22 protein-coding genes are annotated in these 25,837 nt (G+C 46.1%); 11 read left to right on the top strand and 11 right to left on the bottom strand.

Translation table 11 applies throughout. The annotated features are described in order from the left end of the window. The first annotated feature begins 205 nt into the window (after positions 1–205). Positions 206–1,561 carry a carboxyl-terminal processing protease CtpC gene (gene ctpC / locus QUB10_RS03945; protein WP_333199733.1) on the top strand — a complete coding sequence of 452 codons (1,356 nt, stop codon included), beginning with the start codon at positions 206–208 and terminating at the stop codon, positions 1,559–1,561. Between the two features lie 113 nt (positions 1,562–1,674). On the opposite strand, the gene QUB10_RS03940 is transcribed toward ctpC, so the two are convergent. Continuing rightward, on the bottom strand, positions 1,675–1,887 hold the full coding sequence (locus tag QUB10_RS03940; protein WP_333199731.1) for a DDE transposase family protein: 213 nt from the start codon (positions 1,885–1,887) through the stop codon (positions 1,675–1,677). Positions 1,888–2,188: 301 nt separating this feature from the next. Between QUB10_RS03940 and QUB10_RS03935 the strand changes: the two genes are divergently transcribed. Further along, entirely contained in the window at positions 2,189–4,933 is a 2,745-nt protein-coding gene (locus QUB10_RS03935) for a heavy metal translocating P-type ATPase (RefSeq protein WP_333199729.1), read from the top strand. Positions 4,934–5,019: 86 nt separating this feature from the next. Here the strand turns inward: QUB10_RS03935 and QUB10_RS03930 are convergent, their stop codons facing one another. Beyond that, positions 5,020–5,367: a hypothetical protein gene (locus QUB10_RS03930; RefSeq protein WP_190659999.1), complete on the bottom strand. Its 348-nt coding sequence runs from the start codon at positions 5,365–5,367 to the stop codon at positions 5,020–5,022. Positions 5,368–5,472: 105 nt separating this feature from the next. Between QUB10_RS03930 and tmk the strand changes: the two genes are divergently transcribed. The 4 genes from tmk (at position 5,473) to QUB10_RS03910 (ending at position 8,963) form a co-directional block, all read left to right on the top strand. Beyond that, positions 5,473–6,141, top strand: a complete 669-nt coding sequence (tmk, locus tag QUB10_RS03925; RefSeq protein ID WP_333199727.1) for a dTMP kinase — start codon at positions 5,473–5,475, stop codon at positions 6,139–6,141. A gap of 288 nt (positions 6,142–6,429) precedes the next feature. After that, positions 6,430–7,392: a DNA polymerase III subunit delta' gene (locus tag QUB10_RS03920; RefSeq protein ID WP_333199725.1), complete on the top strand. Its 963-nt coding sequence runs from the start codon at positions 6,430–6,432 to the stop codon at positions 7,390–7,392. Between the two features lie 27 nt (positions 7,393–7,419). Beyond that, positions 7,420–7,905 (top strand): peptide-methionine (S)-S-oxide reductase MsrA, encoded by a 486-nt coding sequence (gene msrA / locus QUB10_RS03915; protein WP_445300823.1) that lies wholly within the window; start codon positions 7,420–7,422, stop codon positions 7,903–7,905. Between the two features lie 221 nt (positions 7,906–8,126). Next, positions 8,127–8,963 (top strand): metallophosphoesterase, encoded by an 837-nt coding sequence (locus tag QUB10_RS03910; RefSeq protein ID WP_333199723.1) that lies wholly within the window; start codon positions 8,127–8,129, stop codon positions 8,961–8,963. A gap of 177 nt (positions 8,964–9,140) precedes the next feature. On the opposite strand, the gene rppA is transcribed toward QUB10_RS03910, so the two are convergent. The 3 genes from rppA to QUB10_RS03895 form a co-directional block, all read right to left on the bottom strand. Further along, positions 9,141–9,827 carry a two-component system response regulator RppA gene (gene rppA / locus QUB10_RS03905; protein ID WP_333199721.1) on the bottom strand — a complete coding sequence of 229 codons (687 nt, stop codon included), beginning with the start codon at positions 9,825–9,827 and terminating at the stop codon, positions 9,141–9,143. Positions 9,828–9,886: 59 nt separating this feature from the next. Next, positions 9,887–10,537: a glutathione S-transferase family protein gene (locus QUB10_RS03900; RefSeq protein WP_333199719.1), complete on the bottom strand. Its 651-nt coding sequence runs from the start codon at positions 10,535–10,537 to the stop codon at positions 9,887–9,889. A gap of 503 nt (positions 10,538–11,040) precedes the next feature. After that, a complete protein-coding gene (locus QUB10_RS03895) occupies positions 11,041–11,298 on the bottom strand; it encodes a hypothetical protein (protein ID WP_333199717.1) in 258 nt (85 codons plus the stop codon). 198 nt (positions 11,299–11,496) lie between these two features. Here QUB10_RS03895 and hisG point away from each other — a divergent pair, with 198 nt between their 5' ends. Continuing rightward, a complete protein-coding gene (hisG, locus tag QUB10_RS03890) occupies positions 11,497–12,141 on the top strand; it encodes an ATP phosphoribosyltransferase (RefSeq protein WP_333053122.1) in 645 nt (214 codons plus the stop codon). A gap of 224 nt (positions 12,142–12,365) precedes the next feature. Here hisG and QUB10_RS03885 read toward each other — a convergent pair whose 3' ends face one another. The 3 genes from QUB10_RS03885 to QUB10_RS03875 all read right to left on the bottom strand — a co-directional run bounded on the left by QUB10_RS03885 (position 12,366) and on the right by QUB10_RS03875 (position 17,852). Beyond that, positions 12,366–13,832 (bottom strand): response regulator, encoded by a 1,467-nt coding sequence (locus tag QUB10_RS03885; RefSeq protein WP_333199715.1) that lies wholly within the window; start codon positions 13,830–13,832, stop codon positions 12,366–12,368. Between the two features lie 226 nt (positions 13,833–14,058). Further along, positions 14,059–16,272: an ATP-binding protein gene (locus tag QUB10_RS03880; RefSeq protein ID WP_333199712.1), complete on the bottom strand. Its 2,214-nt coding sequence runs from the start codon at positions 16,270–16,272 to the stop codon at positions 14,059–14,061. Between the two features lie 866 nt (positions 16,273–17,138). Continuing rightward, on the bottom strand, positions 17,139–17,852 hold the full coding sequence (locus tag QUB10_RS03875) for a DUF1997 domain-containing protein (protein ID WP_333199710.1): 714 nt from the start codon (positions 17,850–17,852) through the stop codon (positions 17,139–17,141). Positions 17,853–17,973: 121 nt separating this feature from the next. On the opposite strand from QUB10_RS03875, the gene QUB10_RS03870 reads away from it, so the two are divergent. Continuing rightward, the gene (locus QUB10_RS03870; RefSeq protein ID WP_333053110.1) at positions 17,974–18,633 is read left to right on the top strand and encodes an NAD(P)H-binding protein; all 660 of its coding nucleotides are present in this window, start codon (positions 17,974–17,976) and stop codon (positions 18,631–18,633) included. Between the two features lie 299 nt (positions 18,634–18,932). Next, a complete protein-coding gene (locus QUB10_RS03865; RefSeq protein WP_333199708.1) occupies positions 18,933–20,219 on the top strand; it encodes a glycoside hydrolase family protein in 1,287 nt (428 codons plus the stop codon). Positions 20,220–20,463: 244 nt separating this feature from the next. Here the strand turns inward: QUB10_RS03865 and QUB10_RS03860 are convergent, their stop codons facing one another. Next, on the bottom strand, positions 20,464–20,904 hold the full coding sequence (locus QUB10_RS03860) for a hypothetical protein (protein WP_333199706.1): 441 nt from the start codon (positions 20,902–20,904) through the stop codon (positions 20,464–20,466). Between the two features lie 164 nt (positions 20,905–21,068). Here QUB10_RS03860 and QUB10_RS03855 point away from each other — a divergent pair, with 164 nt between their 5' ends. Then, the gene (locus tag QUB10_RS03855) at positions 21,069–22,277 is read left to right on the top strand and encodes a hypothetical protein (RefSeq protein WP_333199704.1); all 1,209 of its coding nucleotides are present in this window, start codon (positions 21,069–21,071) and stop codon (positions 22,275–22,277) included. Between the two features lie 771 nt (positions 22,278–23,048). Here the strand turns inward: QUB10_RS03855 and QUB10_RS03850 are convergent. Both QUB10_RS03850 and QUB10_RS03845 read right to left on the bottom strand, forming a co-directional pair. Next, the gene (locus QUB10_RS03850; protein ID WP_333108562.1) at positions 23,049–23,297 is read right to left on the bottom strand and encodes a hypothetical protein; all 249 of its coding nucleotides are present in this window, start codon (positions 23,295–23,297) and stop codon (positions 23,049–23,051) included. 160 nt (positions 23,298–23,457) lie between these two features. Next, a complete protein-coding gene (locus QUB10_RS03845) occupies positions 23,458–23,802 on the bottom strand; it encodes a Dethiobiotin synthetase (RefSeq protein ID WP_333170930.1) in 345 nt (114 codons plus the stop codon). Positions 23,803–24,009: 207 nt separating this feature from the next. Here QUB10_RS03845 and QUB10_RS03840 point away from each other — a divergent pair, with 207 nt between their 5' ends. Beyond that, positions 24,010–25,518: an SGNH/GDSL hydrolase family protein gene (locus tag QUB10_RS03840; RefSeq protein WP_333199702.1), complete on the top strand. Its 1,509-nt coding sequence runs from the start codon at positions 24,010–24,012 to the stop codon at positions 25,516–25,518. The last annotated feature ends 319 nt before the right edge of the window (positions 25,519–25,837 follow it).

Raw genomic sequence — 25,837 nt, 5'->3', positions numbered from 1 at the left:
CCACAAGAGTTTGTTGTGGCACAGGCATCTTGCCTGTGGCGGGCAAGATGCCGAGTTTTTTGTGGCACAGGCATCTTGCCTGTGGCGAAAGGGAACAAAACTCGGCAAAGTTGAATAATATATGTACGCCAACTACGACCGGGCCTTGCCTGTGTTAGATTGAGCGTAATTATTCTGAACTCTTTTCCTCCCGCGCGTCAGACAAATGGTTATAACAAAACGAGGGCTTGTTCTAAGTGCAGCAGCAGTGGTACTCACTGCTGTAACTCTTGCGAACACTGGTTGCAGTTCTAAATCTCTGGCTTCTTTTAGGGGAAGCCCTAAAGAGTTGGTTGATGAAGTTTGGCAAATTATTGACAAAAGTTATGTAGATGGCACTTTTAACCAGGTTGACTGGAAAGCGGTGCGGAATGATTATTTGAACCGGACTTATACCAGCGACGACGAAGCTTACAAAGCAATTCGGGAAATGTTGAAGAAGCTGGATGATCCTTATACGCGGTTTATGGACCCTCAAGAGTTCAGAAATATGCAGGTTGAAACTTCTGGGGAACTGACAGGAGTTGGGATTCAGTTGACTCAAGATGAGGAAACTAAGAAGTTGGTGGTGATTTCGCCGATCGAAGATACCCCTGCTTTTAGTGCTGGTATTCTGGCAAAAGATATCATTACTAAGATTGACGGCAAGAGCACAGAAGGCATGGATACGAATCAAGCAGTAAGTTTGATTCGCGGTCAGGTGAATACTGAGGTGACGCTGACGATTTTGCGGGGAAGCAAAGAATTAGAATTTAAGCTGAAACGCGCTAAAATTGAAATTCATCCTGTGCGGAAGTCGGTGCAGAAAACTCCCATCGGAGAAGTCGGCTATATTCGCTTAAATCAGTTCAGTGCGAATGCTGCATCGGAAATGCGATCGGCAATTAAGGATTTGGAACAGAAAAAGGTAACGGGCTATATTTTAGACTTGCGTTCCAATCCCGGCGGGTTGCTGTACGGAAGTATTGAAATTGCTCGGATGTGGCTCAAAGAAGGTACGATCGTCTCGACGGTCGATCGAGTCGGTGAAGCCGATAAACAAACGGCAAACAAGGCAGCAATCACAGACAAACCGTTAGTTATACTGGTAGACGGCGGTTCAGCAAGTGCTAGCGAGATTCTATCCGGTGCTTTGCAAGACAACAAACGCGCGGTTTTGGTGGGAACAAAGACGTTTGGTAAAGGTTTAGTTCAGTCAGTACGCGGCGTGGGAAATGGTGCCGGTTTAGCGGTGACAATTGCCAAGTATTTTACTCCCAACGGCACTGATATCAACCACGCCGGGATTGAACCGGATTTCAAGGTAGAACTCACCGACGCTCAAAAACAGGAATTGAGGCGCGATCGCGATAAAATTGCTACGACGGCCGATCCGCAATACGCGAAAGCTATGGAAGTTTTGACAAAGCAAGTTACTGGTAAAACAGGGAACAATAAGGCGGAGGCGAAACCGAATGCTGCGCCAGCTAAGCCGACGGCGGCGCAGGCAAAACCGAGTGTGGCACCGGCTAAATCCAAGTAGTTTTTAGTCACAAAAACTTCAGTAAAGAAGGACTAAAGTCCTCACTACGAACCAGGTTTGTAGTGAGGACTTTAGTCCTTCTTATCTTCAATCTAAAATCTAAAATCTAAAATCTAAAATTTGGTTGGTTGGCATTTGCCGGCGCGAATTAAACCGATGCGGCGGGCGATGGCATCTTCGGCCGAATCGTAAGGGCCCCACTTTTCAATAATACTGGGGTTTTGTTCTTCGAGTTGCGCGATCGTCTGCGAGGGCTCCGCCAACGGCAAAATTTCGCAATTACCGGCAGGACGTTTGATAATATAAAATTTGGGTGTTTCTGTCATAGCTAAATTCGTCAAATAAAAGCTGGATACTAACTAGGCAATTGGCTCATTATATCAAATAGGGAAACGGCACTGCCGTGTCCAAACCGTGTCTTAGCATTAAACTCGCATTCCGACAGTAGTTGAAATGCCTGCCGGACTAAGGATTTAACAGCCGGGAACTAATAAGAATTAAAAAAAACTAACACTTTTGGAAGATGCCACAATATTTATCTATGATAAAAATATAGACATTTGTCTAAACAGTGCATTAAATCCTTTCAGAACTACCCAAATATTCTAATCAATACCAAAAAAAACCATGCAATTTTTGCCCAAAACAATCCCCGAAATTCAACCAGAAATCCTACCAGTTAACGAATCACCGCCAGAACTTGTTACTTTCGATGTCGGCGGGATGAAATGTGCCGGCTGCGCTAAAGCTGTGGAACGCCAACTCATGCAGTATTCAGGCGTGATTTCAGCTTGCGTTAACTTGGCGGTAGAAGTCGCGACGGTTGAGTGTCAACCGGGGGCTGTGGATGCAGAGGCTTTAGCGAAAAAGTTGACTGATAATGGATTTCCCTCTCAGTCTCGTTTAGGGGAAAATCAGCGGGAAGCAGAAGCGGCAACAATTGAACGACGGCGACAAGAAATTCGACAGCAAATCAAGCAATTGACGATCGCCCTTATCCTAATTATTTTATCCGGTTTAGGTCACGTACTCGGCACAAAAGCCCCAATTCTCAGCAATATTTGGTTTCACTGGGGACTCGCCACCCTAGCTTTACTGCTACCGGGCCGCCCGATTATCCTTGACGGGTGCCGCAGTTTGTGGCGAAATGCACCGAACATGAATACTTTGGTAGCTTTAGGCGCTGTTACAGCTTACACCGCTAGCAACGCGGCGCTGCTGTTTCCACGAATGGGATGGGAGTGCTTTTTTGACGAACCGGTGATGCTGCTGGGCTTTATTTTGTTGGGCAAAACTCTCGAACAGCAAGCCAGACGGCGCGCTGCATCAGCTTTGCAAGCTTTAATCGCATTGCAACCGGCGAAAGCCCGCTTAGTTGATTTTAAACTCCCGAGTTTAGATTTGCGATCGGAAGAATTGCCTTTAGACTCGACATCTGCGGTCTACGATCCACAATACATTGAAATTCCCGCCGATCGCGTCCGAGTCGGAGAATGGCTGCAAGTTTTGCCAGGGGAAAAAATACCGGTAGACGGTGAAGTCTGCGAAGGCAAAACAACGATAGATGAGTCGATGCTGACTGGCGAATCAATGCCGGTTTTGAAGCAACCAGGAGATACAGTTGCCGCCGGAACTATCAATAAATCCGGGGCAGTTGTGATGCGGGCAACTCGCACCGGTAAAGAAACAACTGTAGCTCAAATGGTGGCTTTGGTGCAGGCAGCCCAAACTCGCAAAGCGCCGATTCAAAATTTAGCTGATACTGTGGCGGGATATTTTGTGTATGGGGTAATGGCGATATCGGTTTTAACTTTCCTATTTTGGTATTTTGCCGGGACTCATATTTGGCCTTCTGTGCTTTTAGGACACGGGGTAATGGATATGGGACACGGGGCAATGAATATGGGAAATGAATTGCCAATTATCCATTATCAATCGCCTTTGCTGTTAAGTTTGAAATTGGCGATCGCAGTTTTAGTGATTGCTTGTCCTTGCGCTTTGGGACTGGCTACCCCAACTGCAATTTTAGTCGGTTCTGGCATCGGGGCGGAGCGCGGGCTTTTAATTCGCGGTGGTGATGTTTTAGAACGGGTGCATCAATTAGATACGGTGGTTTTTGACAAGACTGGCACTCTGACAACCGGAAATCTCACACTCACTGATTATTTGCCGATTTTCCAGAATTCCGAGTGGGATTTGAACTCGGATATTAATGTGGGGAACAGGCAAGATGCCTGTTCCACAATTGATGGGGTTTCTGGCAACAGGCAAGATGTTTGTTCCACAATTGATGGGGTTTCTGGTAACAAACAAGATGTTTGTTCCACAATTGATGGGGTTTCTGGCAACAGGCAAGATGCCTGTTCCACAATTGATGGGGTTTCTGGTAACAGGCAAGATGCCTGTTCCACAATTGATGGGGTTTCTGGCAACAGGCAAGATGCCTGTTCCACAATTGATGGGGTTTCTGGCAACAGGCAAGATGCCTGTTCCACAATTGACTCAAAACTGCTGCAAATTGCGGCGGCGGTGGAAAGGGGCGCTTGTCATCCCATCGCTGCAGCGATTTTGCTGGAAGCTCAACAGCAAGGTTTGCCGCTGCTAGCTGCTGAGGATTTCTGCACGGAACCGGGCTTCGGGGTTTCTGCTTTGGTGGAGGGCCGGCGGGTGTTCGCGGGGAATGCTGAGTGGATGAAGGAGCAGGGGGTCGCTGTGGCGACGGAATTGTCGGGGTCTTTGCAAGGCAAAACGGCGGTTTACGTGGCTTCTGGGGGTGTTTTGCTGGGGGTAATCGGGCTAAAAGATACTCTGAGACCGGATGCTAAGGCGGCGGTGGAACGTTTGCGGGGCATGGGATTGCGGGTGATGATGCTGACGGGGGATACGCCGTCTGCGGCGGCGGCGACGGCGCAGCAGCTAGATTTGACGGCGGCTGATGTTTTGGCTGGGGTGCGGCCGGAGGGGAAGGCGAGGGCGATCGCGACTTTGCAAGCCCAAGGCTGTAAAGTGGCTGTGGTGGGGGATGGTATCAATGACGCCCCGGCTTTGGCTCAAGCTGATGTCGGTATTGGTTTGCACTGTGGCACTGATGTCGCAGTTGAGACAGCTCAAATTGTGCTGATGCGAAATGCTTTGATGGATGTTGTTGAGTCGATCGAGCTGGGGCGCGCTACTTTCAACAAAATTCGCCAAAATTTATTTTGGGCTTTTGGTTACAATACTCTGGGAATTCCGGTTGCAGCGGGTATCTTGCTGCCTGCAACGGGAATTCTACTCAGTCCTGCGGCTGCTGGGGCATTTATGGCGTTTAGTTCTGTTAGCGTGGTTACAAATTCTTTGTTTTTGCGCCGGGGATTTCGAGCTTCAATTTAGGGATGACCAATAAAAGTACGAGGTCATTGGTCATTAGCCACAAACTAATGACTAATGACTGAGGACTAATGACTAATGACTGATGGCTACAGTGCCATACTTTCCAAAAGTCGCCAATTATTGTTGTTCATAATTGAACGACTCACTAGCTCGAACATTTGACGGCAGTGGTTGTTGGTTTGCAGGGGCAGTTCTTCGTTTTTAATCACGAAGTTCATGCGAACCTCTGAGTCGCTGGCCGTGTTTTTCTCAATTAGGACTTCTGCGGTGACAAGTTTGGCAATCGAAACTTGACCTGGGAGCTCGCGAGCCATGACGGAATCTCCTGTATTGTAGATAATATCAAGATTGCATGACTCTAAAATTTCAATCAGGGATTGACGGAGACGGTCGATCGGAACGGCAACGATAAAAAAACCAGTATAGCGAGCCATAGACAACTCCAGCCGTGAGGCATTTAGACTTTATTATCATACCGAACCTAGAACAGATTCACAGAACAATATAGATTTATTTTATTGAAATGGGAAGTTAGGGCAATGAAGGGCAAACTTATCGTGTTTGAGGGGGTTGAAGGTGCGGGTAAAACTACGCAAATGCAGCGGCTGATACAGTTCCTGCAAATAAGTTACTTTCTCACAGTCCGCTTCGTGGCTACTCGCGAACCGGGGGGTACTGAGCTGGGAAGGGGACTGCGACATTTGCTGCTGAAACAAGATGGGGGCGAATCTGTATCCGATCGAGCAGAATTACTCATGTATGCTGCCGATCGCGCTCAACACGTCGAAACTTTTCTCAAACCCGAGTTATCTAAGGGAACGATTGTTTTATGCGATCGCTTTACTGACTCTACGATTGCTTATCAGGGCTACGGCCGCAGTCTTAACTTAAATTTAATTAAGCAGTTGAATGACATTGCCACCGGCGGCTTGGAAAGCGATCTGACTTTGTGGCTGGATATTAATGTGGAGGAGGGTTTGGCGAGGGTAAGGGATCGGGGAGGGTGCGATCGGATCGAGCAAGCTGATTTGAAGTTTCACCGCCTTGTGCAGCAAGGTTTTGCGGAGTTAGCCGAGGCAAATAAATCTCGAATTGTTCGCATAAATGCCGATCGCCCTGAATATGAAGTCGCTCAGGAAATTCAAACTATTGTAACTCGCAGGTTAGAAGCTTGGGGATATTTAAATAATATCAATTCTGAAAAGTAAGCTTACATAGATAGCCAGAAACCTGGTTTTTTACGAAATATTTGCTAAAAATCCTCAACATCGAGGAAAAACCCGGTTTCTTCGTTGTAACTAACTCACCATAGGGTAGCGGGGCAAAATTCTTGAATAGGTAGTCATTACATTCGGCGCCTCTGACGCACCCTACAATAACTTCCTTCTGTCAACTGAATACTGTCAACTGTCAACCCTTCGACTGCGCTCTTCGGGCAAGCTGTCAACTGTCAACTGTCAACTGTCAACTGTCAACTGTCAACTGTCAACTGTCACATGAATTATTTTACATCATTAATCGGACAAGAGCGACCAGTAGAATTGCTAACTCAAGCAGTCGAGCGAAACCGAATTGCTCCTGGTTATTTATTTGTCGGGTCTAACGGCATCGGCAAAAGTTTAGCGGCTCAGTGTTTCATCGAGCTTTTATTCTCAGCAAATATTCCCGAAACCCGACTAATAGCCTCCGTGCAAAATCGCGTGAGGCAGCGAAATCATCCAGACTTACTCTGGGTAGAACCAACTTATATGAACCAAGGCAAACGGCTTACGCCAAAGGAAGCAGAGGAAGCGGGTTTAAAGCGGAAAGCACCACCACAAATTCGCTTAGAACAAGTTCGAGAAATCGGTGATTTTCTCAGCAGACCGCCGCTAGAAGCTGCGCGTTCAGTCGTAGTTTTGGAACAAGCAGAAACAATGGGCGAGGGAGCCGCTAACGGCTTGTTGAAAACATTGGAAGAACCGGGTAAAGCAGCGCTAATTTTAATTGCTCCGACAGTGGAAGTTTTGCTGCCGACTTTAATTTCCCGTTGTCAAAAAATCCAGTTTTCTCGGCTGAATCCCGAAGCAATGGCACAAGTTTTGCAGCAAGCCGGATTCGCAGAGATTTTATCCCATCCCGAGGTACTGGGGATGGCTCAGGGCAGTCCTGGGGAGGCGATTTCTATTTGGCAGCAACTGCAATCAATACCCGATGATTTGCTGCAAAAGGTGAAGCAGTTGCCTCAAAATCTGCGGTCTGCTTTGGAATTGGCAAAGGAAATTGATAAAACTTTAGATACTGAATCTCAGTTGTGGTTAATCGATTATTTACAGCACTGTTACTGGCAACAATTTTTGGCAGGGGGAATTAGTCGATCGCCCTTAGAACCCTTGGAAAAAGCGCGACAATATTTGTTAAACTACGTACAGCCGCGATTGGTCTGGGAATGCACACTAATGGGAATATGTCAAGCATAATTTAGTGCCAAGTTTTATCCCAATACGATGAGTAACACAATGGAAAAAGCCACATTTGCCGCCGGTTGTTTTTGGGGAGTTGAACACAAGTTTCGCGCCGTTGCGGGTGTCGTCTCGACTGCTGCGGGCTACACGGGAGGTCACTGGCCCAATCCCTGCTACCTAGACGTTTGCGCCAGAGTCACTGGTCACGCTGAATCTGTGCTGATAGAGTACGATCGATCGCAGGTGAGTTACGAAGCACTGCTAGATGTATTCTGGAACTGTCACGATCCAACCCAAATCAATCGCCAAGGCCCCGACAGAGGCGAACAGTACAGGTCTGTGATCTTTTATCATAATTCCGAACAAGAAAAAGCCGCTCGCCTCTCCAAACAAAAATTGCAAACTTCCGGTAAATACGACAAAGATATTGCCACCGAAATCAAACCTGCTGGTGAATTTTATATGGCAGAGGATTACCACCAGCAATATATTGAGAAGAAGCGACATTCGTCAAAAGTGATTAGTTAACAAGTAGGCAGACGCGACAAAAAAATAAACGATATTAACAGCGGTTAAGACAATGATCTATACTAGCCGCCAGTTTATTATTAATGCAAAACCCAGCCTCCCCCCAGCCATGTTTATTTCCACTTACTTAGTAATAAATAATATCGTTTCTGGTTGCAACCGGAAACGATATTATTTGCTAAGCTAGAGGTGGCGCTCTGTCATCAATAAACTTTAGATTTATGCACAGGTTATTAACGGGAAAACTTCGAGTAGAGTATTTAACAATACCCATCGCCAATCTTCCAGCAAATCTATCCGGTACTAAAATTGTACAGCTTACTGACTTTCACTATGACGGGGTGCGGCTGTCGGAATGGTTGCTAGAAGAGGCGATAGCTGCAGCCAATGAAGCAGAACCAGACCTGATTTTTTTAACTGGTGACTTTATTAGTTATGACCCCGCACCTATTTACGGCTTAGTGCAGCGATTGAAAAATTTGCAAAGTCGAGCAGGAATTTACGCGGTTTTGGGCAATCATGACCACTATTGGCCGAACGCAAAAAGAGAGGTTACTAATGCTTTAAATAGCGTCGAAATTCGGGTTTTGTACAACGAAGCAGTCTATCCTTTGGGGTCAGAATTGGCTTTAGTTGGGTTGGCCGATTTTTGGTCGGGCGATTTTGCGCCTGAACCTGTAATGGCATCAATAAATTCCGCGATTCCTCGGATTGTCTTGTCTCACAATCCTGATACTGCTGAAAATCTGCAAAATTGGCGGATTGATTTGCAGTTGTCTGGGCACACTCACGGGGGTCAAATCGTTATTCCTGGTATCGGCCCTTTGTACGCTTGGGTCAGAAAAATTGGCTATTTGATCCCTAAACGAATCCGAAAGTTCATTCCTTTTGTCTCGGCTTGCGATCGAGTAGTTACTCACTGGGAATGGGCTAGCGGTTTGCATCAGGTGGGGAGTAATTTGCTGTACGTGAATCGGGGTTTGGGAACTTATGCGCCCGGGAGGCTATTTTGTCCGCCGGAGGTGACAGTAATTACTTTGGTTTGTCAACACCCGTAAGGGCGGTTTAGGGTGCACACTTTCCCGATAATAGATAATATAGCCCCAGGAAAAAGGAAGTTCGGCAACGGATTATGTAACGGATGTAACGGATGTAACGGATGTAATGGATGTCAGTCCGAGGGAAGAGGGAAGAGGGAAGAAGGAAGAGGGATTTTTCTATAATTTCTATTATTTTTAATTGGCTTCTCCAAAGCGATAGCCTCTGCCATAGACTGTGTGAATTAGCACAGATTCGCCCGGAACTTCTATTTTGCGGCGCAGCAGGCGAATTTGAGCAGCTAATACATTGCTGCTGGGTTTTTCTGCTTCATTCCACAAATACTGGTGGATTTGTTCGTGTGTTAGCAATTGACCGGGATGGCGCATTAAGTATTCTAATAACTGACATTCTTTTTCTGATAAGTCAATTGTACGATCGCCCCGATAAGCTAATTGATTGTCGTAGTCTAGCTGTAAATCTGCAACTTGCAGCCGCCCGACAGCAACCTCGGCGTCAAAAGTAGGAGGCCGCCGCAGTAATGCGCGGACTCTCGCTAGCAGTTCTCGCAGTTCAAAAGGTTTGACTAAATAGTCGTCTGCACCGGCGTCAAGTCCTTGTACGCGATCGTCTACGGTATCTTTGGCGGTGAGAAATAGCACTGGCGTATTCCGTCCTTGCGATCGCAACTTCTGGCAAATTGCCAGTCCGGTTTGTCTCGGTAGCATCCAATCCAAAATTAGCAAATCGTAATTGCCCTGCATTGCTAAATTGCTGCCACTTGCTCCGTCAAATGCCACATCAACTGTATAACCTTCGCGCGTTAAGACTCGACTCAAAGGGTCAGTTAACTCAACTTCATCATCAACTAAAAGAATCCGCATCCTGATTTCATATTTGAGACTTGAAATTTGATATTTGAGGTTAAGTCAACTGATTTTTCCTAGATTTTAATGTGTGGAATACTTTCCGTTTCGCTGCAAGCTGCTGCTACCCATTCCTGGATGGCCGGCAAGGCAAAAATCGCATCCGCATACGCTTTTGTTACTGAATCTAATTTGACTCCGTAGGTGACAAAACGCATGACAACGGGGGCAAACATAGCGTCAACAATTGTGAATTTTCCGAATAGCATATTGCCACCTATTCCGAATTTTTGACGGCATTCGCGCCAAATGGCAAAGATGCGATCGATCTCTGCTTCTACACCGGCAGTCCTCCCTTCTCCCGGATAGCGGTTGCGGCAGTCCATCGGCATATTGTCGCGCAAATTTTGGAAACCCGCGTGCATTTCGGCGCAGATGGAACGGGCGATCGCCCGTTCCGCTACATCCGCCGGCCACAAATCATTTGCAAAGCGATCGGCAACGTATTCGCAAATTGCTAAAGATTCCCACACTTTCAGATCGCCGTCGATTAAAACTGGCACTTTTCCCGAAGGAGAATAGCGCCGAATTTCCTCATGGGTTGTCGGCCAGTCTAAGGGGATTCTCACCTCGGCAAATTCCAGTCCAGCTTGTTTCATCGCCAGCCAAGCGCGCAGCGACCAAGAGGAATAATTTTTGTTGCCGATTACCAGAGTCAATTTGGTCATAATGTAGCTGTCAGCTATTTCCGATCGCCCGTGCAATTTTAAGTTTTAGAGTTGAATATACAAAAGCGTGACACACAATGGCGATCAGGCGATCGGCCCGTTTTCTGCACCAGCCTCTGCAAGCATTTTACCAAAAAATTGGGTCTAAAGCCCCGTCTTTCTAGGACGAATTTTTATTCTTGGTCGTGATAATATTGTAATGTGGCTAGGGTATTCAACCACATTAAAAACCCAGTCGCCGGAAGGCAACGCACCTTGAAAACTGAAGTTATGGGCTTGAGCGCAGAAAAGCTTGCGCGGGTAAAAACTTCGAGCAACAAGTACGCCTAGAAACCAGTATTTTGGGTTTTGAATTGTACCGTGGGGCACAGGGGAACAAGACTCTGCAATGAGTCGAAAGCTTGAGGACAGAACCATCTTGCGGTAAGCACAGGAAGCTGTACTTATTAAGTGGACTGAATGATACAATAATCTCTGCCCTTCTAGGGCCCAGAGTTGTCAAATTAACAGCCTCCCAGCGTTCCGCGTTTTTCTGCAAACTGCGATCGGGGGGCGCGATCGAACACGCTGGATTTCACATGAGATGAGAAGCCTCCGTCCCTGGGAACCCTAGCCTGGTTAGCGCTAGGTAAAGCTACTGTATAGTCCATTTCCTCCCTCTCTACACCACCGCCTGAGAGGATTTCATCTACTGTAATCTTTTTCAGGGAATCCGGGTCTACACTGTGAAAATTTGCGTCAAATTCTTGATTGTTTTCCATACCGACCGCCCTTGAAAAACGTGACGAAATAAAAACTTACTAAATATAATATATACCCAAACAAAGGATCGAGCAATACCCGAAATTTATTTTTGCCTAGGAACTCTATGTGTTATTCTGAGTTGGGCAAAAGCTGTTTATGCTTGTGCCGCGATCGCCCCCTTGCCAAATTAAGCAATTTAGACTCTAAAAATTGACATGATTACTGTTGCACTTCCCAAAGGCGGACTGCTAGGAGATAGCATTCGACTGTTTAAATCTGTTGGATTAGACTTCAGTGCTTTTCTCGATTCATCTAACAGACAACTTCAAATATATGACCCTACCGGAACAGCAAAAGCTTTGCTAGTCAGGACGCACGACGTGCCGGTTTATGTGGAATACGGTCAAGCGGATTTGGGGATTGCTGGCTATGATGTTTTGCGGGAAAAAAAGCCGAAAGTTGCCAATTTAATTGATTTAAATTTTGGCAAGTGTCGGCTGTCTGTGGCGGTGAAGGAATCTAGTTCTTATCGACGAACTGTGGATTTGCCTCCTCACGGTAGAGTTGCTTCTAAGTTCGTACACTGTGCTAGGGAATATTTTCACAATTTGAATTTGCCGGTGGAAATTGTGCCGCTTTACGGTTCTGTTGAGTTAGGGCCGATTACGGGTATGTCGGAGGCAATTGTGGATTTGGTTTCGACTGGCAAAACTTTGCGAGAAAATGGTTTGGTGGAAATTGATGTTTTGTTTGAAAGTTCGGCTTATTTAATCGGTCATCCTCTGAGTTACCGTTTGAATGCGGGGGGGGTGAATGAGTTGATCGGGAAGTTGAGAGAGCAAGTTTTGACCGCTGTTTGATGGTATAAAATTAGAGTAGACTTATGGCATAAATCTTTCAGTGATAGGGAAAGCACAGACGCAACGCAGATACAATTCACGATAGTTAGCGACTTTTTCCAGAGTTCTAAACTCTTGTAGGAAGTAGGGGTTGGGCTTCTAGCCCGCCCTAAAAGTTAAATCTTTATGAGCTGGTATTTGCCGTAAGAAATAGGACTGAAATCCTCAGTACGAACTGGTTCTATTTAGTTGATTTCTGAGCGCTTACTTACAGGTATAAAACCTAGTTTTTCCTGGCAGCGATTGATATAAAAACTGACGACTGTATCAGCAGGGTTTTGTTCGATTAGTTGCTGAAAATATCCCAAGGCTGCGACAAATCTTTCGGATTGCCATCCTTGAATTCCTTTGTCAAATAAACCCTGGGTAAGCTGCTTTGCCTCCGAGTCGGGACATGAGGCTGCCCAGATTTCGTAGATTTCAATAGCTTCCTGCTTGCCGCGCGGGGTTACTCGATCGATCCAGCGATAGTAATAATTGTGGTGCCCCAAATGGCTGTCAGCAGCAGTCGCCCCAGAAGTACAAATAATACTCTCCTGTGTTTCCACTTCTAAGTCGCACTTTAATAATAGACTTTCTTTTGAGTGGGAGTTGGAACTTATGCCATTGAGAAATTCTCTCGCATGAACAATGGCATTTTCGCTAACAATAATTTGGCAACCGTATATTTTAGTTAAATTTTCTAACCGAGAAGCTGTATTTACCACATCACCAATGACTGTAGAGTCCATGCGGCGATCGGAACCTAAAGTGCCGATCATGCCGATACCTGTGTTAATTCCCGTACCAATATTGACGGGAGATTCTAAATTGTATTTGTGGCGACTGGCATTAAATTCTTGCAAAGTTTCTTGCATTGCTACTGCGGCTTCGATCGCATTCATGGCGTGAGAATTTGGCTTGTCAAATACTGCCATGATTGCATCGCCTAGGTATTTGTCAATAAACCCGCCGTGAGACGTTATGCACTCGTTCATTTTAGTAAAAAAAGCGTTCAACCATTCAAAAGTCTCGCGAGCTTGTTGAGATTCGGCGATCGTAGTAAACCCGCGAATGTCGCAAAATAAAATAGTCAACTCTTCTTCTGTGACATTGCCCAACTGAATAGATTCTATTCCTTGTGGCGCAATTCGTCCGAGAAGTTGCTCTGGCACAAATAGCTGAAATTTTTCTGAAAGATATTCGTTGGCTTCCCAAGCGGCAGCGATTTGGCGTTTGCTTTGCTCTTTTACCTGCTGGTTGAATTGGGAAGATACAGCTTGCGATCGCATTTGACTCAACTGCAAAATATTTTCAACTTTTGCCAGCAACAAACGACTGTTAAAAGGCTTTGTCAAATAATCATCTGCCATCATTTCTAACCCTTTGATGCGAGACATATCATCATCGAGGGCCGTTAAAAAAATTACCGGTACAGTCTGCAATGCCGTATCCTTCCGCAGGATCTCGCACACCTCAAAACCGTTCATCTCCGGCATCATAATATCTAGTAAAATTAAATCCGGTCGAGAGGCGCGGGCAAGCGAGAGCGCTTCATGGCCAGATAGCACTGATACTGTAGCGTATCCTTTGAGGTGCAATAACTCTTCCAGTAAAGTCAGATTAGCTGGCTCGTCATCAACCAACATGATGCAGGGCGACTTGTTTGACATGGAATATGATATAATATATCGAATTTAGCTCGGAAGTGGCGCGTGGGGAAGCTCGAAAACGGGTTAATTGATATATTTCTCCTTACTAAACTCGATATTTTTCCTAGGAACAGGCTTTCGGAGGCAAGTGCGGGCAAGTCATATAGATATTTATCTACTATTGAGTTTAACCTTTGTTGTTATCAATTTTCATAAATGGCAGTGCTGGAACTGCAAATAATTATTGTTAGCCGAGAAAATTACGGACTGTAGCGATCGTCAAATTCAAATCCAGTGGCTTGCTCAAATAAGCAGAAGCGCCAGCTTCCAAACATCGTTCACTGTCACCGGGCATCGCCATCGCCGTCACCGCAATCATCGGTACCGAATCCCAGACAGGATCTGCTTTAACTCGGCGCATCAACTCAAAGCCGTCAACATCCGGCAACTGAATGTCCATCAAAATCAAATCCGGCAGCAACTCCGGGGCAGCAGAGGCGGCGAGAATACGATCGACCATAGCCGAACCATCCGCGAGTATCTCTACCCCGTACCCCTCCAATTCCATCACCTCAGAAATTAACATTTGGTTAAAAGGCTGGTCTTCGACAACCAAAATCCGCTTCCTGGCAATTGGTAAAGCAATCGCAGAACCAGGGACTAACTTAGAATCTAAGGCACAAGAAGCAAAGTTCTCCAACTCTTGACGCATCTCTGTCAAAGGCAGCCAAACGCGGAAAAGACTTCCCCGATCGCAAACAGATTGAAAAGAAACTGTTCCCCCGTGCAATTCTGCCAATCGCTTAGTCAAAGCCAAACCCAAACCTGTACCTTCGTGCCGCCTAGTCAGGGAAGAATCCACCTGTTGAAAAGGTCGAAATAGCAAGTGCCAGCGGTCTTGAGGAATGCCGATGCCGGAGTCTTTCACCTCAAAACAAAAATAAGGAGTGCTGGCATTTACAGGAGAACAATCCGGTCGGTAGTCGCCGTCTATTTCACTGCCGTAGGCCAGACGCCCGCTGAGTTTAACTTGTCCCTGTTCGGGGGTAAATTTGATGGCATTGGAAAGTAAATTAATCACAATTTGTCGCACTCGCCTTTCGTCGAGGAAAACTTTAGTAATACGGTAGTCGAGTTCTAAAGACAAACCGATTCGCTTTTTGTCGGCCCGTGGCTGCATCATTTTCATACAGTCTGTCGCGAGTTCTTGAACGCGAACAGGCTGTAAGTTTAGTTCTACTTTCCCGGCTTCAATTTTAGAAAGATCGAGAATATCGTTGATTAGCTGCAACAAGTGCTGCCCACTTTTTTCGATCAGTTCTACATAGTTCATTTGTCGATCGCTCAACTGTCCGGCCGTTTGCCGCAGCAGCAAGTCAGAAAAGCCGAGAATGCTGTTGAGAGGCGTCCGCAATTCATGGGACATTGAGGCTAAAAACTCGGATTTCAACTGAGAAGAATACTCTAATTCTTCGTTAACTTGGCGCAGGTTCTCTTGTGTCTGAGCCCGCTCGATCGCCGCCCCCAGAGTCCGACAAGCAGCCTCCAGCACTTCTTGGTGGACGGCGGCTTGCAGTTTTTTGATGTTGCGGGACTCCAGCGTCAGCACTCCGATGATCGTGCCGTTGGTAGCTGCGATCGGAAAAATGCCGAGTTGTCCGATTCCCGGATGCCGAAATTCCGGCACGGCATTGGGATGTTGGGCATAATCCTCGACAAGCAAAGGTTTACCAGTTTTCACCACTTCCCACAGCAAACCGATGCCGTAGGGAATGCCTTGGTCGAGCAATTCTTGCATTCCTGCGACTACGGGTTCCCCGTAAGTAGCCAAAAATTGACTAGAAACTTGGTTGCAAATCCCCGACGCTTGCCGATCGTTTCCCTTGCCGTTAATCACCTTGACATCTCCGAAAGCTGCATTCATTGCCTCTACTAAATAGGTGAGGGCAAACTGACCTATTTCTTGCAAACTGTCAGATTTTTGCAGGCGTTCGGTTAAACCTAAAAGAAAGCTCAGCCGCCTTACTTCTGCGTTCAAGCTAGCTTGGGAGTTTCGGTATACCGTAACGTCTCTAAAGGTAAACAGCCGTCCGCCGCTGTTGGTAATCGTGGCGCACACCTCCAAACAAACCCCATTGGATTGCTCGAAATAAAATGATAAACTTTCATCCTGAGATTTTTCGAGTGCTTGCTGAAACTCTTGCCACTGCTGAAGGGACAAGTAACCCCGATCGACAATTTCCGCAAACAGCAAGTGGCACTTCGGTTTTGTTTCCAGCCATTCTGGGGACAGTTGCCAGATTCCGGCCAATTTTTTGTTAAACAAAACTAAGCAGTCAGACGAGTCGAACAGAGCGATCGCATTGTCTACTTGATTGAGAATCAGTTCTTGGTCTGCCCTCAACTGGTGCAAGTCTCTCTCCATTTTCTCTGTGTGTGTAGCTCTTAGTTTCGTTGTCATAACTTTCTAGGGATATGGCAAGAGTTATTTTATAACCCCTTACTTAAGGTGACATAACTTTACGTTTTTTGGCAGTGAGGGCGATCGATCTGCCTTGTGATCTGAGACACTTGCTGGTTTCGGAGGGCGATCGGAACCCGCTTTGAACTGCGTCGGCTACACTGCTTAATCATCAGGCAATAAGGAGGGAAAGCATTATAACAGAAGGAGAATATTTTAATAATAATGCTGTCGAACTTGATGGCATCTGACTTGAAACTATTGTCTCCAACCCTGTGCTAAATTGACCCATAATAAAAACTAATTCCGCTGATAAGAAATCAGCATATAGCAATCCTCGCATCATTTGTGAATTTCTTACGGACTCCCAGCGGGTTCGGAGAGGGTTGGGGGGGGTAAAAAATTTACGACTCCTGCAAGGATTCCTATATGTCAAATGCAATCATCACCTTACCCTTAAATTTTATTAGCAATAACTTGATGATTGGGATTAACTGGTCAAGCAAGTCTGGGATTCAAAAACATAGGCATAAGGCGCGCCCTAAGCACCAGGAGACAGTGATATTAGTTTCAAAAAAGCAACTGTAGGCTTGTGTTACCAACCCATACACAATCAGTTATTCCCAATAATTTAATCTAAAATTGTGCGACTGAGCGCTCACGCCGAAGTCTAAAATCTACAATAATATGAGTTATGACGATCGCACTTATGAGTCATGTGTGCAGCGCACACCCTACAAATGTGAGTTAAGCTAATCCGCATTTAAATTGCAGAGTCAAATAAATCTTTACTCTTGTGGGGCGGGGAGGAGGCCCCGCACTTAACATACAATTTAAATGCAGTGCAGCTTAGGGCGCAAGTCTCGTTAATGTTTCTTAGGATTTTTCGGAAAAGGAATGCCCAAACTTTCGTGAAAAACAACCTGAGTTTTATAAGTCAAGCGCCGGTTAACTTGTTTGATGATTTTTTCCAAAAGCGCATCGCCGGTTTTTTCTATTAAAGGTTGAGACATCGATCGAATAAACTTGGGAAAGCAAACCCCCACAGCCAAATCCAGCTTCCAGGTAGTAATGGTAATCACAGGTGGCAGCTTAGCACGTTCCGACGCAGGCCAATCGGCGGCCAACTCCTGAGACGGTATCTCCACTAGCTTCATTGCCGATCGAAAATCCACCTCATACCCAGGCGAGGTATAATTCGGAACCGGAATAGTCTTAATCAAATAGCAGCCTTCAGCGTCAGGGGGCAGCAACTCTAAACCAATTCTGGCTTCAACGCGGTAGCCGAAAGCCCCAAAACGCCCGATTAATAAATCATAGCCGTTTTCGCCGATCGGCTGGGCCTTCATCGGCGAAGCGCAGTGGCAAAACCAACTCTTGTGGTTGTTCAAATGGTTCCCCACCGTTTCCGCATCCGCGTACATCTCCATGCTGTCTTCAAAATGCGTGTGAAACCAAATCGGCTCAACTTCTTCTCCTGCATCCGCGCTTCCACTTTCGGGGTGTCGGAAACTCGCATCTGGGTAGTTATTTTCGTCAGAAGCTTCAACAGTTTGATATTCAGCGGAATCCTGCTTCATCGTATGCTCTCCTGTTATACACGCCAATCGATCTGGTTGGGGATGTGTTAAGGGAGTTTCCTCCCTACAATTGAGAAATTGATAGTAACAAAACTTACCCTAGTTCAGCATAACTCGACATATGAAAGCATTTGTAGCAGGAGCCACAGGTCAGACAGGTCGCCGCATCGTCGCAGAATTGGTCAAGCGAGGTATTCCCGTGCGCGCCTTAGTCCGAAATCTAGACACAGCTAGACAAATTTTACCACCGGAGGCTGAGTTAGTGACCGGGGATGTATTAAATGCGACTTCTCTGGGCGATGCCATCGGCGATAGTACGGTATTGCTGTGCGCGACAGGGGCGGCCCCTGGTTTTGACCCCACAGCGCCTTACAAGGTGGATTTTGAAGGTACTAAAAATTTGGTGGATGCAGCTAAGGCTAAGGGCATTGAGCATTTTGTGCTTGTGACTTCTCTGTGCGTCTCTCAGTTTTTTCACCCGCTGAATTTGTTCTGGCTGATTTTGGTTTGGAAGAAACAAGCCGAGGAGTATTTGCAAAAAAGCGGCTTGACTTATACGATCGTCCGTCCGGGCGGTCTCAAAAATGAGGATAATTCAGATGCGATCGTCATGACTGGTGCCGACAAAATGTTTGAAAGCAGCATTCCCCGCACTAAGGTAGCCCAAGTGTGCGTGGAGGCGCTGTTTCAGCCGACTTCTCGCAACAAGGTTGTGGAAATTGTGGCGAAGTCGGAGGCTCCGCAAAAGAGTTTTGAGGAGTTGTTTGCCAGTGTGATTTGATTGAATTAGGACGCACGGGTGCCCAGAAACCGGGTTTTTTCACGAAAATACCCGTTGCAGCCAGCAGCCAAGGTAAAAAACCCGGTTTCTTTAGTCCCAGGTAGCGAACAAAGAAACCGGGTTTTTTTACCGAGATTGAGGGTTTTAGGCAAGTTTTTGGTTAAAAAACCCGGTTTCTGGGCATCAGCGCGCAAGTCCCACCAGTACAAACCGCAGGGGAATTGCCAGTTTTCCGATCGCCAAATCTGGCAAAATCTTAATAGTTTTACGATTCGCCCTTAAAATTTCGTTTTCCCAGCATGAAAACTCTCAAGTGGCCAGCTTGGTTCCCCTATCCGATTTCGTGGTTAAGGGCATTTGCTCTCGCTCAGAGTTTTAGTTTTGTCCTTCGCAGGGGCATTCCTTTTGTCAGCGACGATATCGGCTTTCTGACTCTACTGCTGGCGGCTTGGCTGATTCAGTTGCCTGTGTTTTTTGTTTGTCACTTTTTAGCAGTCAAAATCTTAAATCCCTTACTAATTATGCTGCCGGGGCGCTTTCGCGTGGCGCGCAAGTTCAAGCGCCGGCATACGGGTATTCGATCGCACTTGCGAGAAGGCTTGAATGCTGTTGTAGTGATTTTTTTTGCATTTAATCTGTCGCTGTTGGTGCAACTTGCGATTTTTTATTGGCCAGCGCGATCGATCGATCCGGCCCAGTTACTAACAGGAATATCTACTCTGACAAATGTTGCCGTAGCCGGTGAATTAGATTTCTGGCTGATAAAATTGGCGGGGGTTTTATCGAGTCTAACGCTGGTAGCCGCGCCGCTATATCAATACGATTTTCGGGTGCGCCGGATGCGGGTGGCTCGCAAATGGGTCGAAATTTCGGAAATGGAAATGACTTTGCTGGAAGCTGAGAAATTTGGCCGTCGCAAAAGAGGTTTGCTGAGGCGAGCAGAGATTCAAATCCTCGGATTTATACTTTTAATCGGCGCTGTGATTGGCGGCGGTGTTTTTTTGGTTGACAGTTTGCGGGGAAATCAGCAGTTATCGCAGTCGGTAAGCGGGCGGGGAAAATTCCCACCGCTGGCTATGAAAACGGGCGATCCTTACATTCGGGCGCTGATGCGTACTATTTCTGCTAGCGAGTCGAATGTTTCTCGACCTTATCACGTTGTTTACGGTGGCAAATACATATTAGATTTGAGCCGCCATCCTGACTGGTGCGTGAAGATTGTTAATGGCCCGAATCGGGGCAAGTGTACTACGGCAGCGGGCAGGTATCAATTTCTGACTACGACTTGGAAGGAGAAGGCTAAGCGCTATCAGGCGCGTCGTGCTAATTTTTTATTCTGGGAAGATTACAGTTTTGAACCAGAAGATCAGGATGCTGTGGTTTATGCTTGGTTGAGCGATCGCAAGTTTTGGAAAGCGGATATTTCTGAGATGTTGCGGCAGGAAAGATTAACTGAGGTATTGCGGATGCTTTCGGGAACTTGGACGAGTTTGGGATATGGAATTGAGAACAATTCTATGAGTTCTCGTTTGCCGAAAGTCTACCGGGAAATGCTGCGGGAAGAATTGGAAAATGCTGGTTCTTAGGAAGTTAAATGTTGACTGTTGACTGTTGACTGTTGACTGTTAACTGTTAACGAATGTTATTGGTTATTAATAAGCCAAAGCGATTAAGAAATAACCACTAACAAATAACGAATAATTTCATGTCTGGTCGAGCGACCGCGATTTTTGTAGGGGCGGGTTCACCCACAATACCTGCCAATAATTGACAATCTCAAAAACCCGCCCCGACCGGGATATTATGGTTGATCGATCGGACATGATATGATTACTTCAATTTTGGTAAAAATGCTGTCAAACATTTGTACAATTCTAATCCCGGCCCAGCTTGCAGTGGATAAAGCTTGTCGAAATTAATCGGGTTTCCCGGTGCTAATTTCCACTCGGTTTGCTGTGCTGTTTTCGGCGAAATTTCGATCGCTACCGTGATGTTAATAATGTTGTTGTGCTGGGGGATGCCCCGGAAGCAGTAACTTTTGCCCGTGCGTTTGTCGGAATCGCTGCCGATGATGTATCTGTCTTGTTTGCGAAATTGAATTTCTCGAAAAGGTCGATCGAGCACAAAGGAGTCTCGGTAGCGGTAGTCTCCGTCGCGCAAGCTTTGGACAGTCGGTCTAATTTGAGCTATAACTGTTGGTGCTACAAGGGGATGTGGTACAAAAAACATAGCTAAAGAAGATAACTTGTAGCGGCGGGTTATACCAACCATCAGTGCCTAAGACCAATCATCTCATAAATCTGCCCCCGTGCAACCATAAATCGCCATTTACCTCTTTCAAAATACAAGGTACGGATTTCACCAGAGATATTTTAGGTAGCTAATAGTATAGATCAACCCGCCCCCTGGTGATCGCATAAAATATTGTCAAAAACATGAAAAAATCTCAATCTCAGTCTTTCATTCTGTGGCGACAAGTCGGGGGCGTGGCGGCTTTGCAAGGGGCAATTACTCTGAGTTGGATGCTTTACCGACTGTATTTGCCTCAGCTTTTAGCGGGATTTGGTTTTCCGGGACTCGACAGGGGAATCACCATTCTAGAGGATACTTTGGCAATTGCGATCGAACCTTTTTTTGGCTGGCTTTCTGACAAGCAGCGTCACTGGATGGGCACTCGTTTTCCGCTAATTGTTGTCGGCACTATTCTGTCGTCGGTGCTATTTATTGCGATTCCGGCTATTTTTATTTTCGGCAATCCAGTCTCGCCCCTGCGCTGGCTTTTGCTTGTGGTAATAGTAGCTTGGTCGATCGCAATGGCGATGTTTCGATCGCCCGCAGTGTCGCTGTTGGGCCAATATGCAACCCAAACGCAGTTGCCCCAAGCCATGAGTTTATTGGTTCTTGTGGGGGGATTGGTTGGGGCGGCCAGGCCTGTTGCGGGGGATTTTCTTCTGAGTTTGGGCCCAGCTTTTGCCTTCGCTATTGGTTCGTTTGTATTGTTGGGTGCGGTGGCTTTTTTGCGATCGGTTAATCCTGATGCTGCGCTGTCGGAATTGCCACCGGATACTGCAATTTCCGAGAAAGTTTCTATCACAGCGCTGGGGTTAATTGCGGTGACGGGAATGGCTGTTGCTTGGGGAAGTCGGGCGATGGGAGAACGGATTTTGCCCCATGTTTTCCAAACTCAAATCGCGAGTGTTGATAGTAAGTTGTTAATGGCGGGATTTACTTTGGCTTTGGCTTTTGCTTCTTTGCTGGCTGGGGTGATTGCGGTGCGTATGGGCGGCCAGCGTACCCTGTTGGGTGGATTGGTAGCAACGGCTATTTTGCTGTTAGCAATGGTTTTTAGTCAGGGATGGGTGATGGTAGTGGCGACTGTTTTGGCTGTGATTTTTACTAATAGTTTGATTACTACTGGTACGGTTCCTTTTGCTTTGTCTCTGGTTCCTCCGCTGCGGGGAGGATTTGGCGTAGGTTTGTATTTTGGTGGTTTTTCCCTGGGGATGAGTTTATACTCTGTGGTGTTTGTGGCACCAAAGGCGATTCCTGCTGTGACAACGGCGATGGTGGGGGCGATCGCCTTTTTGGTTGCTGCTGTCTGTGTCGTCGTGGGCGATCGGCTTAAACAAACGCGCGCCGTGTAACAAATTAATAAAAGCCGTTAAGCAGTTTAAGTTGATCCCTGCCTATCGTGAATAATTATTGCATGGTTTCATCTCTGTTACCTATCTGAGTAATAATAGAAACATACAGCAAGCCGTGAGAAATTTTACGGGCGCATATTTAGGGATTAATTGACAATACTGCGAGGATACTGATATGTTTTGCCTGACGCGAGAAACAAAAAATTTAGGGCGGGTTGAAACCGGAAATTCCCAACGGCGAGGCTCTTTCACCTCTGCGTCTAAAAGTACCCGTATTCGGCTATCTCGAGTTTACAAAGATGAGGCTCTGGTGTCGGCTGCGCTAGCGGGGCTGCCAGCTCTTTTGGCATCCCTCGAAAGCTTTCGCGAGCAGTAGAACTTGGTATTTTCTATTGCGATATAGCAATCCTTGCAGGAGTCGTAAATTTTTTACCCCACCCCAGCCCTCCCCTTATCAAGGGGAGGGAGTAAGAAATTCACAACCCTCCCCTTATCAAGGGGAGGGAGTAAGAAATTCACAAATGATGCGAGGATTGTTATATATGGCGCGTGGATGTTTGTGATAGCGGCTGCCAACCGAGCAAGGGCTGTTTTGATTGCACCTAAAATTATCCTCGATTTGAGTAGAGTTTTGCTGTGCTGAACTATTGCAAGACTCAGAAACCTGGTTGTTTATACAAAAACATTTTTACAGCCCTTTGTTATGGTATGAAAAATGGTATAAAAACCAGGTTTCTTGGTATCTGTCCGTAAGTCTTGTGTTTACAAAATTTATTTGTCAGTGTCATCGGGTGCGATCGATGCCTCTACCTCTTGGGAGGAACGGCTTAACATAGAGTCGTGCAGGTGTTCGCTGTGCTGCCTTTCTTGAGCCATTAATTCTCTGGCTTTTTCTTCAGCAATTCCCTCCCCATGTGTTTCTAGCTCGTGGGAGGAACGATTGAGCATAGATTCGTGCAAGTGTTCGCTATGCTGCCTTTCTCGTGCAATTAGTTGTCTAGCTTTTTCTTCAGCGTTCATGAGTAGTATCTCCAATTGTTTGTTTGAAGTGATTCTTATATTAAGATGCCACAATTGGAGGGTAAATGTAGCAAGATTAACATAAATTTTTACAAATAATTGTATAAAAAAAATTGAGTTGGCTGGCGGTGGGTATCGGGTTCGGTGCTTGCTGAGCTAATTATTGCCAGACGCCGGAAAAGATATTCTTGACTGCGATCGCAATTCGATTTAAGTCTTCCTTCAGCAGCGGCGGCCAAGAAACTCCTCTGCGAAGTCCTGCTTCAAATTGCTGCAAACCTTCTACTGACAGTAAATGCAGTGCCGAGATTAATTGTCGATCGAGCATTGGAGATTCTTGCAGACTCTCAAACAATATTTTTAAAGCTAATAAAATCGATGTCACCTGTCCGGGTACGGGCGGTTGACCTTGTTTGAGACGCATCAGGAAGGCGTCGGGATTTTTCTTGGTTTCCAGGGCGGTTCCTTGGTCGATCAGAAAACTGCGGGCTGTTTTGTAATCCATTTGACGTGCGATCGATCTCCTGCAATTAATTAGCTGGCATTATATCACTTTTTGGCTTGCTCAATTTGGTAATATATTTCCAGACAGCCTACACTACAGCTACTGGTGAGGTGCGCCCATAAGCACGCTACAGCTAATGATTAGAGGCGTAACATTTATCCCACAGTCGCCTTGAGCGAAGTTAAACGGACAGGAAAAAATAGAACAATGGCAAAACACCCAGGAAATAGCAGAAAATCCAAGATTTATCGCTACTTGTGGCTGCTTTTTTTGTGTCTGAGCTTTCTGTTAGTTCCGCTCATCAAAAAAATAGCTGCCGATACGCCATTCCCCCCACCCGCTCCTATTGCAAATAATGCTACTTTTGGAGCGAGGATTCAAAGGACGATGGGGCTACTTGCTGCTAGCACTCCCACAGACCGCCGCCAAGTGCGTATCCTATTTTACGGTCAATCCATCACAGAACAAGATTGGTGGCAAGAGGTAGTAAAGGATTTGAAACAGCGATTTCCCAATGCAGATTTGATTGTGGAAAATCGGGCACTCGCAGGATTTTCAGCCCCGATTTTAATCCGTCCCAGCGAACACGATTTGTATCCTTTTTATCCAGACTTGCTAATTTTTCACGTCTACGGAGGCGGTGAAGATTACGAAGCCATAATTGCCAATGTCCGCAGCCGCACTGCTAGCGAAATACTCTTGCATTCAGACCACATCGACTGGATGCCGACAGGCAACAGCGACGATCCAAATTCAGTCAGCAGATACGAATGGCACAACACTCATTCTACTAAATGGCTGCCGGAGTTTGCCGATAAATACGGCTGCGAAATCGCCGAAATTCGTGAACCGTGGCGCAGGTATTTGAAAGACAATCGCTTGCAGCCCCAACAGCTATTGAGCGACAGCATTCACCTCAACGATTGGGGAAATTTTCTCCTAGCAGCTCTCATAAAACCGCATCTGCGATACAAGCCAAATTCTCCTCAACCGCAGCAGGATTTAGTGAAAACCTATACAGTTGGCAGGGATGTTAAGTGGCAAGATGGCAAGTTGGTTTTAGAATTTGAAGGAAATAGAATAGATGCGATCGCCGATAAAACCTTCAACGGCAAGGCAATTTCTGCTAAAATTGCGATCGACGGGAAAAAACCCTCAGAATTTCCTGAACTTTACAGCATCACCAGACCTAGCCTTAGCCTTGGCGTCGGTTGGCCAGCAATCATCCAAATATCCAGTCAAAAACCGCTAATCGTCGAAGATTGGAAAGCCATAATTACTGAGATTAACAGCGACGCCAGCAAGTTTAAATTTGACGTTGTAGGTTCTAAAACAGGTTACGACGGCAGCGGTACAAACGACGAAATGTTTGTCTCAAACTCTGGCCGCGTCGTGATTGAACCGAGAAACTGGTGGCTAAAAAATTCTTATGAATACTCTAAAAAACCTACGCCTAAAGGGTTTGAGATTTCCTGGCAGGTGCGACCAATGTTTGTTGATTCATACGTTCCGCCACAAATTGCAGATTCAAGCCGCGAGTATTCTACAACATTGGCTCAGAATTTGAGCAACTCCAAACACACCCTCGAAATCGTCCCCGAAACAGATGGGAAATTTCCTATTGAGGCAATTCGAGTGTATCGCCCTCCTTTCTCCAATCTACCATCTAAAGTTGAGAGTTTTAAACCGCAGATCTCAGCGGATGAACACGGATGAACGCTGATAAAATTGCATCAGCGTTTATTTGCGTTCATCTGCGGTTTAAAAAATCTTCATGTTGATTTTATAGCAATCGCCTTGGCGGCGTAGGGCGTTGATGATTGTTCAAACCCTTAATATTTAAGCATCTGGACGAATAATATCAATTCCGGTTATATCGGAATGATTAAACCACAGAGGGCACAGAGGAAACAGAGAAAGAGAAGAGAGAGATTATAATTCCGATGTCAACGGATTTAATATAACTCCTGACCCCGAATTTCAAAGGTGGTACCCGCCACGTGATTTATCCGTGGAATCAATCCAAAATCGAAAA

It is taken from the genome of Microcoleus sp. B5-D4 (genome assembly GCF_036705145.1).
Classification (GTDB): Bacteria; Cyanobacteriota; Cyanobacteriia; order Cyanobacteriales; family Microcoleaceae; genus Microcoleus.
The sequence above is the reverse complement of the archived record's forward strand: the minus strand, read 5'-3'. Positions and strand labels throughout refer to the sequence as shown.